At 62.2% G+C, this 14,521-nt stretch carries 12 protein-coding genes and 1 pseudogene; 2 read left to right on the top strand and 11 right to left on the bottom strand.

The genetic code is table 11. The features are described 5' to 3' along the window. Positions 1–14: 14 nt before the first annotated feature. Positions 15–731, top strand: a pseudogene (locus J2Y83_RS01225) (RHS repeat-associated core domain-containing protein); the annotation flags it as partial. A 12-nt stretch (positions 732–743) separates the two neighbouring features. Next, entirely contained in the window at positions 744–1,217 is a 474-nt protein-coding gene (locus tag J2Y83_RS01220; protein ID WP_253392802.1) for an SMI1/KNR4 family protein, read from the top strand. An 89-nt stretch (positions 1,218–1,306) separates the two neighbouring features. On the opposite strand, the gene hutG is transcribed toward J2Y83_RS01220, so the two are convergent. The 11 genes from hutG to hutC form a co-directional block, all read right to left on the bottom strand. Beyond that, positions 1,307–2,107 carry an N-formylglutamate deformylase gene (gene hutG / locus J2Y83_RS01215; RefSeq protein ID WP_253392800.1) on the bottom strand — a complete coding sequence of 267 codons (801 nt, stop codon included), beginning with the start codon at positions 2,105–2,107 and terminating at the stop codon, positions 1,307–1,309. Between the two features lie 11 nt (positions 2,108–2,118). After that, positions 2,119–3,324: an imidazolonepropionase gene (hutI, locus tag J2Y83_RS01210; RefSeq protein WP_253392792.1), complete on the bottom strand. Its 1,206-nt coding sequence runs from the start codon at positions 3,322–3,324 to the stop codon at positions 2,119–2,121. Positions 3,325–3,468: 144 nt separating this feature from the next. Beyond that, on the bottom strand, positions 3,469–5,007 hold the full coding sequence (gene hutH / locus J2Y83_RS01205; protein WP_253392790.1) for a histidine ammonia-lyase: 1,539 nt from the start codon (positions 5,005–5,007) through the stop codon (positions 3,469–3,471). Between the two features lie 19 nt (positions 5,008–5,026). Beyond that, positions 5,027–6,550, bottom strand: a complete 1,524-nt coding sequence (locus J2Y83_RS01200) for an HAL/PAL/TAL family ammonia-lyase (RefSeq protein ID WP_253392785.1) — start codon at positions 6,548–6,550, stop codon at positions 5,027–5,029. A gap of 135 nt (positions 6,551–6,685) precedes the next feature. Then, positions 6,686–7,510, bottom strand: coding sequence for a quaternary amine ABC transporter ATP-binding protein (locus J2Y83_RS01195; protein WP_253392783.1), 825 nt, complete (start codon positions 7,508–7,510; stop codon positions 6,686–6,688). After that, positions 7,507–8,358, bottom strand: a complete 852-nt coding sequence (locus J2Y83_RS01190; protein WP_253392778.1) for an ABC transporter permease — start codon at positions 8,356–8,358, stop codon at positions 7,507–7,509. The genes J2Y83_RS01195 and J2Y83_RS01190 overlap by 4 nt, the downstream gene beginning before the upstream one ends. A 71-nt stretch (positions 8,359–8,429) precedes the next feature. Beyond that, positions 8,430–9,395 carry an ABC transporter substrate-binding protein gene (locus J2Y83_RS01185; RefSeq protein ID WP_253392776.1) on the bottom strand — a complete coding sequence of 322 codons (966 nt, stop codon included), beginning with the start codon at positions 9,393–9,395 and terminating at the stop codon, positions 8,430–8,432. 68 nt (positions 9,396–9,463) lie between these two features. Beyond that, the gene (locus tag J2Y83_RS01180; RefSeq protein WP_253392774.1) at positions 9,464–10,936 is read right to left on the bottom strand and encodes a purine-cytosine permease family protein; all 1,473 of its coding nucleotides are present in this window, start codon (positions 10,934–10,936) and stop codon (positions 9,464–9,466) included. Between the two features lie 149 nt (positions 10,937–11,085). Continuing rightward, complete coding sequence (hutU, locus tag J2Y83_RS01175; protein ID WP_253392771.1) at positions 11,086–12,771, bottom strand: urocanate hydratase; 1,686 nt, start codon at positions 12,769–12,771, stop codon at positions 11,086–11,088. 406 nt (positions 12,772–13,177) lie between these two features. Beyond that, a complete protein-coding gene (locus J2Y83_RS01170) occupies positions 13,178–13,738 on the bottom strand; it encodes a HutD/Ves family protein (protein WP_253392770.1) in 561 nt (186 codons plus the stop codon). After that, positions 13,735–14,514 (bottom strand): histidine utilization repressor, encoded by a 780-nt coding sequence (gene hutC, locus J2Y83_RS01165; protein WP_247400535.1) that lies wholly within the window; start codon positions 14,512–14,514, stop codon positions 13,735–13,737. The genes J2Y83_RS01170 and hutC overlap by 4 nt, the downstream gene beginning before the upstream one ends. Positions 14,515–14,521 lie beyond the last annotated feature (7 nt).

The raw sequence follows: 14,521 nt of genomic DNA, 5'->3' as shown, positions 1-14,521 counted from the left end.
ACGTGGGCGAACACCAGAGCGTGCGCTATTACCACAACGACTTGAATGGCTTGCCGGAGCAACTGACGGAAGCTGATGGGAAAACGGTGTGGCGGGCGACTTATCGGGTGTGGGGAAACACGGTAGAAGAGGTGCGTGAGCCTTATTACATTGAAGAGCAGAACCTGCGGTTTCAGGGACAGTATCTGGACCGGGAGACGGGGCTGCACTTCAATACGTTCAGGTTTTATGACCCGGATGTGGGGCGGTTTACGACGCCGGATCCGATTGGTCTGGCGGGCGGTCTGAACCTATACCAATACGCGCCAAACCCAATTGGATGGGCCGATCCATGGGGCTGGGCGTATGCAAGGGTGGACTTTACTGGCGGCAGTGACCTTTTCCCAACCACAGGCTTACAACGAAATATCGTTACCATCAAGATGCAAGGCCGCAGAACGCGAGATTTCACGCAAGCCTTCAAAGAGGCAGGCATTCCCAAAAGCGCTGCAACGGGCTACACCTGGCACCATGTTGATGACTTCAACCCCAAAACGGGTACAACGACCATGCAGTTGGTCAAAACCTCTGCCCATGAAGCCACGTTCCCGCATGGCGGATCGGTCGCGCAGTTCGAAAAACACTTCAAGGTTAACTACGACAAAGGCGAAGCAGTCCTTGCGGCCTCCAAAAAGGGTTGGCTGGCGAACAAAATCCCCAAAAACAAACTCAAACCTGGGCGCTGCTCATGATTGGAGATAATGATGATCGAAAACAAATTCTCAGGTAGTAGCTCAGCTATCACCGCAGCAGACTTGGACCACCTGGAGTCTGCTATCGGCAAGACGCTGCCGCCGCCCTTCCGAAATCACTACCTCAAATACAACGGCGGCACCCCTGAACGAACTTATTGGCAAGATGAAGACTTTGAAGAGCCCGTAGAAGTGTCCGTTTTCAAGCCGATTTCGGATGGCGAATCCACGGTGCTATCCACTTATCAGTTAATGTTGGAAAAAAAGGTTATTCCTGCACACCTCCTACCTTTCGCGAACGATTGGGGCGGCAACTTTTTTTGCCTGAATCTCGATACCGGGACAGTCAGTTATTTCACAACTGATACGTTTGATAGCGACCTCAGCTCTGAAGAAAACCATGCTGAATCCGAAAAACCCATTTGCTCAAATTTCCTCAGATTCGTTCAGGGGCTGATTGATGAGGAAGATGTCGACGAGGAATAAGTACAACTACAGGTTCTCTCAAAAAACCGTTCCACCTAGCGGGATCATGGCAGGCGATCGTGGGCGAATGCCCCAACTGACCACCTGCTTCAGCAGTAACGCTTCTGCCCCCACCCCAGAAAACCGTCCAACAACTGCTTCAACACCCCCCGCGTCGGCCCCGCCAGATCCTCGCGATAACGAAACGGCTCGAACTCTTCCATATACGTGCTCTGGCACAACTCCAACTGCACGGCGTGAATGTCCTGCGCCGGGTTGCCGTAATGCCGGGTGATGTGCCCGCCCTTGAAGCGCCCGTTGAGCACATGGGTGTACTGCGGATGCGCGGCGCAGATGGCTTCCAATTGGCTGGCCAGCCCGGGGTCGCAGGCGGTGTTGTTGAAGGTGCCGAGGTTGAAGTCCGGCAGCTTGCCGTCGAACAGGTGCGGGATCACCGAGCGGATCGAATGTGCATCGAACAACAGCGCGTAGCCGAATTCGGCCTTGAGCCGTGCCAGTTCGTCTTGCAAGGTGCGGTGGTATGGCGTCCAGATGTGTTCCAAGTAGGTGGCGCGCTCTTCTTTGGACGGTTCCAGGCCGTCGCGGAACAACGGCACGCCGTCGAACAGGATCGCGGGGTACAGGCCGGTGGTGGCGCCGACGTACAAGGGTTTATCGTCGGACGGCCGGTTCAGGTCGATGACAAACCGCGAGTACTCCGCCGCCAGGGTGCTGGCGCCGAGGGCTTCGGCAAAGTCATACAGTGTGGGGATGTGCCAGTCGGTGTCCGGCAGGCTTTGTGCCTCGGGGACCAACCCGGCCTGCACGGCAGGCGTCAGGCGCAGGCCGGCGTGGGGCATGCTGATCAGCAGCGGTACGCGGCCTTGTTTGAAACTCAGAACCTTATCCACAGCGCGACTCCTTAAACAGTGACATCGACGCCGTGGCGCACGACGCGTTTATCCAGCTCGCCGCCCAGCCAGTAGGCCAGGTCGGCGGGACGATCGATCTGCCAGGCGACAAAGTCGGCGACCTTGCCCACTTCCAGCGACCCATGGGTGGCGCCCATGCCCAGGGCGGTGGCGGCATGTTGGGTGGCGCCGGCCAGGGCTTCTTCCGGGGTCATGCGGAACAGGGTGCAGGCCATGTTCAGCATCAGGCGCACCGACAAGGCCGGCGAGGTGCCGGGGTTGAGGTCGCTGGCGATGGCGATTTTCACGCCGTGCTTGCGCAGGGCGTCCATCGGCGGCAATTGGGTTTCGCGCAGGAAGTAGAACGCGCCCGGCAGCAATACCGCGACGGTGCCGGCAGCGGCCATGGCGATGGCGTCTTCTTCGGTCATGAATTCCAGGTGATCCGCCGACAGCGCCTGGTAACGCGCGGCCAGGCTGGAACCGTGCAGCGACGACAGTTGCTCGGCGTGCAGCTTCACCGGCAGGCCGAGTTGTCGGGCGACTTTAAACACGCGCTCCACCTGTTCCGGAGAGAACGCCAGGTATTCGCAGAACGCATCCACCGCATCCACCAGCCCTTCCGCGGCCAGGGCCGGGAGCATTTCGCCGCAGATGTGATCGATGTAGGCGTCGGCGCGGTCCTTGTACTCCGGCGGCAAGGCGTGGGCGGCCAGGCAAGTGGCGCGCACGCTGACCGGCAGCGCGCCACCGAGGCGACGAATCACCCGCAGCAACTTGCGCTCGCTGGCCAGGTCGAGGCCGTAGCCGGATTTGATCTCCACCGTGGTCACGCCGTCGCGCAGCAAACTGCGCAGGCGCTTGTGGGCGCTTTCGAACAGTTCATCCTCGCTGGCGGCGCGGGTGGCGCGCACGGTGCTGGCAATACCGCCGCCCTGGGCGGCGATGTCGGCGTAGCTGACGCCTTCGAGGCGTTGTTCAAACTCACCGCTGCGATTGCCGCCGAACACCGTGTGGGTGTGGCAGTCGATCAGCCCGGGGGTGACCCACGCGCCTTGCAGGTCATGCACCTGGGCGTAATCCGCCGTCGGCACTTCGCTGCGCGGGCCGATCCACCCGATCAGCGAACCGACAGTGACCAGGGCGGCGTCCTCAATGATCGAGTAGTTGCCGTGGGCCATGGTTGCGATGTGGCAGTGTTGCCAAAGGACTTTCATCAATACCTCCCAAGGTGGTCGCTGTTGCCTGTAGGAGCGAGCTTGCTCGCGAAAAACCTCAACGATAACGCGTGCTACCTGATAGCTCGCGGCGCCTGGGGGGTCTTCGCGAGCAAGCTCGCTCCTACAGGGGCGGAGGGTTTTTCAAAGGCTCGGCAGCAACTTGGCCGGCACCAGTTCATTCAGGCAGCGGCTGGCGAGCAGTTCAGTGGCCGCGATGATGTCCGGGGCGAAGAAGCGGTCCTTGTCGTAGAACGCCACTTTGCCGCGCAGGGTAGCGCGTGCTTTTTCCAGCTTCGGCGAGGTCTTCAGGCCTTCGCGCAGGTCCAGGCCCTGGCACGCCGCCAGCCATTCCACGGCCAGAATGCCGCGAACGTTTTCAGCCATTTCCCACAAACGCTTGCCCGCAGCCGGAGCCATCGACACATGGTCTTCCTGGTTGGCCGAGGTCGGCAGGCTGTCGACGCTGTGGGGATGGGCCAGCGCCTTGTTTTCGCTGGCGAGTGCCGCGGCGGTCACCTGGGCGATCATGAAGCCGGAGTTCACCCCGCCATTGCCCACCAGGAACGGCGGCAGCTGCGACATGTGCTTGTCCATCATCAGCGAGATACGCCGCTCGCTCAGGGAGCCGATTTCAGCGATGGCCAACGCCATGTTGTCGGCGGCCATGGCCACCGGTTCGGCGTGGAAATTGCCGCCGGAGATCACGTCACCTTCGGCGGCGAATACCAGCGGGTTATCCGACACCGCGTTGGCCTCGATCACCAGCACCTCGGCGGCCTGGCGGAACTGGGTCAGGCAGGCGCCCATGACTTGTGGCTGGCAGCGCAGGGAATAAGGGTCTTGCACCTTGTCGCAGTTCTGGTGCGACTGCGACACCTGGCTGCTTTCGCCCAGCAGGTCACGGTACGCCGCCGCCGAATCGATCTGCCCACGCTGGCCGCGCGCGGCGTGAATGCGCGGATCGAACGGCGAGCGCGAGCCCAGCACCGCTTCCACGGTGAGGCTGCCACACGCGAGAGCGCCGGCGAACAGATCCTCACCCTCGAACAGGCCACGCAGGGCATACGCCGTGGACACCTGGGTGCCGTTGAGCAGCGCCAGACCTTCCTTGGCCGCCAAGGTCAGCGGCGCGAGGCCGGCGATTTTCAGCGCGGCGCTCGCCTCCAGCCATTCACCTTTGTAGCGCGCCTTGCCTTCGCCGAGCAGCACCAGGGACATATGGGCCAAGGGCGCCAAGTCACCGGAGGCACCGACCGAGCCTTTGAGCGGAATATGCGGGTACACCTCGGCGTTGATCAGCGCGATCAGCGCGTCGATCACCTGGCGGCGAATCCCGGAAAACCCACGGCTCAGGCTGTTGACCTTGAGCACCATGACCAGCCGCACCAGCGCATCGCTGATCGGCTCACCGACACCGGCGGCGTGGGACAGCACCAGGGAGCGCTGGAGGTTTTCCAGGTCTTCGCTGGCGATGCGGGTCGAGGCCAGCAGGCCGAAACCGGTGTTGATGCCATAGGCGGTGCGGTTCTCGGCGAGAATCTGCTCCACACAGGCGACACTGGCCTCGATCTGCGCCGTGGCGCTGTCATCCAGGCTGAGGGTTACCGGCTGCTGGTAGATGGCCCGCAGTTGGGCAAGGCTCAGTTGGCCTGGAATCAGAGTTAGCGCAGTCACATTCATGCTCCTTGGAAATTATTGTTCAGTGCAATTCGGGAAACGTCTGGTGCAGCGAAGTGCTGTGCTTGAGCAGCGCGGCGGCGGTCGCGATGTCCGGCGCCAGCCAGCGGTCTTGCGCGTAAGGCGCGACCTGCTCACGCAGCAGGCGCCAGGCGCGGTCGGTGCCCGCGCCGAAACGCTGGTCCTTGAGAAACTCGAAGGCCTGGGCCGCCAGCAGGTACTCGATGGCGAGGATCTGGGTCACGTTGGCCAACAGTTGGTGCAGCTTGAGCGCGGCGTTGGTGCCCATGCTCAGGTGGTCTTCCTGCAGGCCCGAGGTGACGAAATTGTCGAGCACCGCCGGCTGCGCCAACTGGCGGTTCTGCGCGCATAAGGAAGCGGCAACGTATTGCACGATCATCATCCCGGAGTTGACCCCCGGGTCGCTCACCAAAAACGCCGGCAAACCGCTGACGTGGGGGTTGATCAGGCGGTCCAGGCGGCGCTCGGCGACGGCGCCGATCTCGGCCATGGCAATCGCCAGCATATCCGCGGCCAACGCCACGGACTGCCCGTGCGGGTTGGCCTGGGACACCACGCGGTAGCGGTCCGGCGTGCCGAGCAGCAGCGGGTTGTCGGTGGCGCTGTTGAGTTCGGTCTCGATCTGCCGGGTCGCATGTTCCACTTGATCGCGGGCCGCGCCGTGGATCTGCGGGATCGAACGCAGGCTCAAGGCATCCTGGGTGCGGACGCCTTTACTGCTCGCGATCACTTCACTGCCGTCGAGCAACGCCCGCAGGTTGATGCCGACCTGCTGCATGCCGGGGTGCGGTTTGAGGGCGAGGATTTCGGCGTCGAACGCATCGATCTGGCCGCGCTGGGCCTCGAAACTCATGGCGCCGATCACGTCGGCCCATTGCAACAGACGATGGGCATCGGCCAAGGCCAGGCAGCTCAGGCCGGTCATGCACGGCGTGCCGTTGACCAGGCACAGGCCGTCCTTGGCGCCGAGCACCACCGGCTGTAACCCTTCTGCGCTCAGGGCCTGTTGCGCCGCGACGATTTGGCCCCGGTAGCTCACGTCGCCAATCCCCAGCAACGCCACGCCGACATGGGCCATGTGGGTCAAATAACCCACCGAACCCTGGGACGGCACTTGCGGCGTGATGCCGTGATTGAGCAGCGCCAGCAGCGCATGCACCACCTGCGGATACAGGCCGGATTTGCCCTGGCTGTAGTTGACGATCGCCGCGCAGATGATTGCGCGGGTCTGTTCGTCGCTGAGCACCGGGCCGACACCACAGGCGTGGCTCAACAGGGTGTTGCGCGACAACTGGCTGAGTTGCTCGCCCTCCAGCGACACATTGCACAGCGCGCCCAGGCCGGTGTTCACGCCGTAGGCGCGCTCGCCGCTGCTGACGATGCGCTGCACGATGGCCTGGGCATTGTCGATGCGTGCCCAGGCCTGGCCCGAGAGTTCGAGCACCGCGCCGTGACGGGCCACGGCGACCACGTCCTGCCAGCGCAGGGGGGCGTTGGTGATGATGATTTTTGCTGCCTGGGACATCTTCATACCTTCTTGAGTTCTTGTGCAGCTTTACTGGCCCTATCGGGAGCAAGCTCCCTCCCACCTTTGGAATGCATCCCCTGTGGGAGGGAGCTTGCTCCCGATGAGGCCAGCAGCCGCCCCACATAATCCGGATCAGACCACCGCCGCCCGCCGCTGAACGAACCGGTTCACATACTCATCCGCCGGCGAATGCAGGATCTCCCGGGGCGTGCCGACCTGGATCAGCTTGCCGTCCTTGAGGATCGCAATGCGGTTGCCAATGCGCACCGCCTCGTCGAGGTCGTGGGTAATGAACACGATGGTCTTGTGCAGGGTCTTTTGCAGTTCGAGCAACTGGTCCTGCATCTCGGCGCGGATCAGCGGGTCGAGGGCGCTGAAGGCTTCGTCCATCAGGATGATGTCGGTGTCCGCCGCGAGGGCGCGGGCCAGGCCGACCCGTTGGCGCATGCCGCCGGAGAGCTGGTGCGGGTATTTGTTTTCATAGCCTTTGAGGCCCACGGTGTCGATCCAGTGCAGCGCGCGCTCGCTGCACACTTGCTTGGTTTCGCCGCGCACTTTCAGGCCGTAGGCGACGTTGTCGAGCACGTTCTTGTGGGGCAGCAGGCCGAAGCTCTGGAACACCATGCTGATCTTGTGTCGACGGAATTCGCGCAGGGCATCCATGTCCAGTTGCAGGATATCTTCGCCGTCCACCAGGATCGCGCCGCTGGTGGGGTCGATCAGGCGGTTGAAGTGGCGCACCAGGGTGGACTTGCCCGAGCCCGACAGGCCCATGATCACGAAGATCTCGCCGGTGCCGACGCTCAGGGACAGGTCGTTGACGCCGACCACGCAACCGGTCTCGGCCAGCACCTGATCCTTGGTCTTGCCCTGGCCGATCAGCGCCAGCGCGTCTTTGGCGCGGTTGCCGAAGATCTTGAAGACGTTTTTCACTTCGATTTTGCTGACCGTCGTCATTTGCTCGCCTCATGCCGTGGACGGCCATAGGCCTGGGTAATGCGGTCGATGACCACGGCGAGAATCACGATGGCCAGCCCGGCTTCAAGGCCGCGGCCGACGTTGAGGGTCTGGATGCCGACAAGGACATCTTCGCCCAGGCCACGGGCGCCGATCATCGAGGCGATCACCACCATCGACAACGCCATCATGGTGGTCTGGTTGATGCCGGCCATGATGCTCGGCAGCGCCAGCGGCAGTTGCACGCCGAACAGCTGTTGCCAGCGGTTGGCGCCGAAGGCGTTGATGGCTTCCATGACTTCGCCGTCGACCTGGCGAATGCCCAGGTCGGTCAGGCGGATCAGCGGCGGCGCGGCGTAGATCACCGTGGCGAAAATCGCCGGCACCTTGCCCAGGCCGAACAGCATCAACACCGGGATCAGGTACACGAAGCTGGGCATGGTTTGCATGATGTCGAGCAGCGGCATCAGCACCGAGCGCAGGCGATTGCTGCGCGCCGACAAGATGCCCAGCGGAATGCCGATCAGCACCGAAATCAGCGTGGCGACCAGCATCAGGGCCAGGGTCTGCATCAGTTTGTCCCACAGGCCGACCGCGCCGACCAGGAACAACAGGCCGACGATCACTGCCGTGGTCACCACCTTGCGCGTGGCATGCCAGGCCACCGCGCCGACGATGCCCAGCATCAGCCACCAGGGCGCGGCGCGCAGCAGGCCTTCCAGGTTGACGATGGCCCATAGCAGGGTGTCGGAGATGTGCCGGAACACATCGCCGTAGTGGGTCACCAGCGAATCCACCCAACCGTTGACCCAGTTGGCAATGGAAAACGTAAAACTCTCAGGAAACATAGCGTGCTCTCGATCCAGTGGGTTGTGGCCAGGCGCCCGGCTGCCCCTCAGGGTAGCCGGGTACGCATGACCTACAAGGCCGCGTCGATTTTCTTGGCAGCGTCGTCGCTCACCCAGGCGTGCCAGACTTCAGGGTGTTCCTTGAGGAATAGCTGCGCCAATTTCGGTGATTCGATACGCTCTTTGGCCATGCGACCGAGGTTCTGGTTCAGCAGGTCGATCGGCAGGTTGACCTTTTCCAGCATGGCCACCAGTTCCGGCGCTTGCTCGTGGAAGGTCTTGGACAGGCCGACCTTGATGCTCACGCTTTTATCCACGCCGGGTTTTTCTTCCAGCTTGACCAAATCGACCTGGCCCATCAGCGGCGTTGGCGACCAGTAGTAGAACAGGATCGGCTCGCCGCGCTTGTAGCTCGACAGCACAGCCGCATCCAGCGCCGGGCCGGTGCCGGGGCGGAAGTTGGTGTAGGTGCTTTCCAGGCCGTAGCTCTTGAGCATCGCGCTGTTGTCCAGCTCGCAGGTCCAACCGGCCGGGCAGTTATAGAAACGGCCTTTGGACGGTTCTTCCTGGTCCTTGAACACGGCGGCGTACTTGGCCAGATCGGCGATGTTCTTCAGGTCCGGCGCCTTGGGCTCCAGCTTGCGCTTGGCATCGCCTTCGATCACGTAACGCGGCACGTACCAACCTTCGATCGCCCCCACCACCGGCGCGCCGACGCCGACGACCTTGCCGGCCTTCTCGGCCTTGTTCCACACCTCGCTGCGACCGACCCACTCTTCGGCAAACACTTGAATGTCGTTGCTGCTCAGGGCGTTTTCCATGGTGATGGAATTGCCCGGCAGGCTGTCGGTTTTGCAGTCGTAGCCCTTTTCCAGAACGGTTTGCAGGATGTCGGTGAGCAACATGCCGCTTTCCCAGTTCAGGCCGGCGAATTTCACCGGTTTACCGGACTCGCACCAACCGGCCGCCTGGGCGCCGGTGCTTGCCAGCAAGCCCAGGGAAAGCAATGTGGTCAGCAGGGTCTTGTTCGATTTCATTGTGTGACGCTCCTAATCATGAATTGGCTTACGGCAGTCAAGAGGCATCCTGCCCGGTCCACATCCAATCAGGCCTGCGCCGCAGCGCGACCGGCCCCGCTCGTTGCAGGGGGTACCGCACTGTTCTGCTCGAGCGGCAGAATCAGTTGATCGGGCACGGCGCTGTGCCATTTTTTCGCACATACGTAGTACATGGCTGCGGGAATTATCAGACCGATGATCCAGGAAATATCCACATCACCCAGGGCGGCCACCAGCGGACCGGTGTAGAACTTGGTGGAGATGAACGGCAATTGCACCAGCACGCCGAACACATAGACGCTGATACCGAGCAGGTTCCAACGCCCGTAGCGCCCGTTCGGATCGGCCAGCGCGGTCACGTCATAACGCTCGCGGGTGATGCAGTAGTAGTCCACCAGGTTGATCGCGCTCCAGGGCGTAAAGAACGCCAGCAGGAACAGGATGAACGACTTGAACGCACCGAGGAACGAGTGCTGGCCGAGCAACGCGATCAGGGTCGCGGTACCGACGATGGCCAGCACGAAAGCCAGGCGCTGCAAGCGCGTGACTTCCAGGCGCCCGCGGAAGCCGCTGATGATGGTGGCAATGCACATGAAACTGCCGTAGGAGTTCAGCGTGGAGATGGTGACCTTGCCGAACGCGATGCTGAAGTACAGCAGCGCAGCGGTGGCCCCCGTACCGCCCAGGCCCACGATGTAGGCCACTTCGTGACCGGCGAATTGCCCGTTGGACAGGGCGGCGGCAAACACACCGAGGACCATCGCCACCTGTGCGCCAATCACCGAACCCGCGCCAGCCGCCAGGAAGGTTTTCAGCGAAGACGTCTGGCTCGGCAGGTAGCGTGAATAGTCCGCCACGTAGGGGCCGAAGGCGATTTGCCAGGAGGCCGCGAGCGACACCGCGAGCAGGAAGCTGCTCCAACTGAAGTGGCGGATTTGCAGGAGTGCGCCAATGTCGGCCTGGCTCATCAGGCGACTGAACAGGTAGACAAAGGCAATCACACCTATGACGCTGGCGACCCGGCCGATGAAGTGGATCACCCGGTAGCCGAGCACCGTGACCAGCACGATGACACTGGCAAAGATAAGGATACCGACGCTGTCGCTGACACCGAACAACTGGCCCAGCGCCTGACCGGAAAGTACGGTGCCGGTGGCGGTGAAACCCAGGTACATCAAACACACCAGCACGATCGGGATGGCCGCGCCATAAACCCCGAACTGTACCCGGCTGGAGATCATCTGCGGCAGGCCAAGTTTCGGCCCTTGCGCCGCATGCAACGCCATGACGCCGCCGCCGAGCAGTTGGCCGATCAACAGACCGATCAACGACCAGAACACGTCACCGCCGAGCACCACGGCCAAGGCTCCGGTGACAATCGCGGTGATTTGCAGGTTGGCGCCCATCCATAGGGTGAACTGGCTAAACAGACGACCGTGTCTTTCCGCTTCCGGGATGTAGTCGATCGAACGCCTTTCGATCAACGGGGTGGTGCTTGCACGCGCGTCATTTGCAGCCATGGGTGTTCAACCTCTGATGGATTGTTTTGGGTGCTGATTGCTCTTCTGTGGGAGCTGGCTTGCCTGCGATGCGGGCGACGCGGTCTTTCGGGTAGACCGCGGTGATGCAATCGCAGGCAAGCCAGCTCCCACAGGAACCGAGCCAGCCGTTACTTGATCATCGGCAGGTTCAAGCCCTGCTCTTTGGCGCAATCGATCGCGATCTGGTACCCCGCATCGGCGTGACGCATCACCCCGGTGGCCGGATCGTTGTGCAGCACGCGGGCAATGCGCTCGGCCGCTTCGTCGGTGCCGTCGCAGACAATCACCATGCCGGAGTGCTGCGAGAAGCCCATGCCCACGCCGCCGCCGTGGTGCAGCGAAACCCAGGTCGCACCGCTGGCAGTGTTGAGCAAGGCGTTGAGCAGCGGCCAGTCGGACACGGCGTCGGAGCCGTCCTGCATCGATTCGGTTTCACGGTTGGGGCTGGCCACCGAGCCGGAGTCGAGGTGGTCGCGGCCGATCACCACCGGCGCAGACAGCTCGCCGCTGCGCACCATTTCGTTGAACGCCAGGCCCAGCTTGGCGCGCTGGCCCAGGCCGACCCAGCAGATACGCGCCGGCAGGCCCTGGAAGCTGATGCGTTCGCGGGCCATGTCCAGCCAGTTGTGCAGGTGCGCGTCGTCGGGGATCAGCTCTTTGACTTTGGCGTCGGTCTTGTAGATGTCTTGCGGGTCGCCCGACAGCGCGGCCCAGCGGAACGGGCCGATGCCACGGCAGAACAGCGGGCGGATGTAAGCCGGTACGAAGCCGGGGAAGTCGAATGCGTTTTCCACGCCTTCTTCCTGCGCCATCTGACGGATGTTGTTGCCGTAGTCGAAGGTCGGGATGCCTTGTTTCTGGAAGTCCAGCATCGCTTTGACGTGAACGGCCATCGACTGCTTGGCGGCCTTGATCACGGCAGCCGGTTCGGTCTTGGCGCGGGCGCGGTATTCGTCCCAGGTCCAGCCGGCCGGCAGGTAGCCGTTGAGAGGGTCGTGGGCGCTGGTCTGGTCGGTGACCATGTCCGGGCGCACGCCGCGCTTGACCAGTTCCGGCAGGATTTCGGCGGCGTTGCCCAGCAGGGCGATGGAGATCGCTTTGCCTTCCTGGGTGTACTTGGCGATGCGCGCCAGCGCGTCGTCGAGGTCGCTGGCTTGTTCGTCGACATAGCGGCTGTTCAGGCGGAAATCGATGCTGACCTGCTGGCATTCAATGTTCAGCGAGCACGCGCCGGCCAGGGTCGCGGCCAACGGTTGCGCGCCGCCCATACCGCCGAGGCCGGCGGTCAGGACCCAACGGCCTTTGAGGTTGTTGTCGTAATGCTGGCGACCGGCCTCGACGAAGGTTTCGTAAGTGCCTTGGACAATGCCCTGGCTGCCGATGTAGATCCAACTGCCGGCGGTCATCTGGCCGTACATGGCCAGGCCCTTGGCATCCAGTTCGTTGAAGTGTTCCCAACTGGCCCAGTGCGGCACCAGGTTGGAGTTGGCGATCAGCACACGCGGGGCGTTGCGGTGGGTCTTGAACACGCCGACCGGTTTGCCGGACTGCACCAGCAGGGTTTCGTCGTCGTTCAGATGGGTGAGGCTCTCGACGATCTGGTCGTAACACTCCCAATTGCGCGCCGCACGACCGATGCCGCCGTACACCACCAGCTCTTTCGGGTTTTCGGCCACTTGCGGGTCAAGGTTGTTCATCAGCATGCGCAGCGGCGCTTCGGTCAGCCAGCTTTTGGCGGTGAGCGTGTTACCGCGGGCGGCGCGGATTTCGACGTCACGGTATTTTGTAGGCTTAGCGTTAGAAAAATCGGTCACAACCAGAACTCCTCAGCGATCGATGCGCGAACTGGATGCGTGCAAAGTGGACTCTTACGCACACACCTTTACTTGTACATACAAGCATATGCAATCGAGCGGCCAACTTGATGAGTGAGTCGTGGGGATTTTTTTGGCGAACGCGTGGGAGCCTTGGAAATTAAGGCTTCGAGGCTTGATGAAATTTCTTGCGAGGACGGTTTGCAGCGAGGAGGTTTGACAGCAACGCTGCGGGTTTGCGCCACGCTGGGGCGTTCGGTAACAAAGTGGTGCGGGGTGCTGGAAACAGATCGCAAGAACAGAGAGGAAACAATGTGGGAGGGGGCTTGCCCCCGATAGCGGTGGACCAGTCAGCTTATCTGTAGCTGACCCACTGCTATCGGGGGCAAGCCCCCTCCCACATTTTTTAACCGCGTGCGGTCAGTTCGATGATGCAGCAGCGGCCCGTGACCGAGATATCCAGCAAGCCGGTATTAGCGTCCACCTGCAGGCAATCATGATGGCCCAGCACCTGGCCGAGCACCGTCACCTCATCCGCCACGCTGAACACCAGCACCGTCTGCGCCGTACTGAAAAAACGCTGCACCCCATCCACCCACTGCAACCGCGCCTGGAAACGCTGGGGCGAATAGATCAAGTTGAAATCGCGGATCGGCCCGCTGATCAGGCGGCACGACACCTGGCTGTCACCCTTGAACGCGAACGGTTGCAGCGGCAACAACCCCCGCTGTTCCTCGCCGTCCACGGTCAGGACCATGCCCGCGCCGTTGATCACCGTGATCACACGCTGGTAACCGGCGAAGGCGGAAAACCCGCCCGACTCGCCGATATCGGCAATCGACAGGCGCCAGCCAAAGCCCTCCAGGCCATGGCCGCCATCACGGCTGATTTCTTCGGTGCTGCCGCCACCGTTTTTCCATGGCATGCGCACGTAATTCGCGGCGCGCCAGACGGTCACGGCACTCATTTACTGAAACGTCCTTCCAGGCTATGACGCGAACCTGGGTGGATCAAGCGCGCGGCGGTCACCGGCTGGCGACCGGACCAGGTGCGCCGACGAATCAACAGGCACGGCTCGCTCGGTTCGATCTGCAGCAACTTGCACTCGGCCGCATCGGCGAGGATCGCTTCGACCACGTGCTCGCCCTCGGTCAACGGTGCGACCTGGTTCAAATAGGCGTAGGGCGTTTGCTGGGTGAAATCCTGCTGCAGGTATTCCGGCGCGACCAGGGCGTTGACGAAGCGGTCTTCGATTTGCACGGGAATATCGTTTTCAAAGTGAACGATCAGCGAGTGGAATACCCGCCCGCCTTCGCGCATTTCCAGGGCAACGGCGCGCTCGGAACCGGCCGCCTCTTCGCCCAGGGTGATGACCTGGCAGGTGTGCCGATGACCACGGGAGGCGATCTCATCGGCAATGTTGTGGACTTCAAACAGCGCCGACTGGCTCTTGGGCTCGGCGACAAACGTGCCGACGCCTTGCATGCGCACCAGCAAACCTTCGGCGGTGAGTTCGCGCAGGGCGCGGTTGATGGTCATGCGGCTGAAACCCAGCTGGCTGACCAGTTCACTCTCCGATGGCACGCGGTAATGGGGCGGCCAGTTGCCGCTGAGGATCTGCTGGCTGATCATCTGTTTGACGCGGGCATACAAGGGCGCCGGACTTTCGTCCAGGTGGGCAGCCAGTGAAGACTTGGCGGGCGGAGTCGGCACGGGGAATCCTTGCAGGGGAAAAAGATGCATAGATTGC

Origin of the sequence: Pseudomonas marginalis (assembly GCF_024169655.1) — a bacterium.
GTDB lineage: Bacteria > Pseudomonadota > Gammaproteobacteria > Pseudomonadales > Pseudomonadaceae > Aquipseudomonas > Aquipseudomonas paraveronii.
This window is presented reverse-complemented; position numbering and strand designations above follow the sequence as displayed.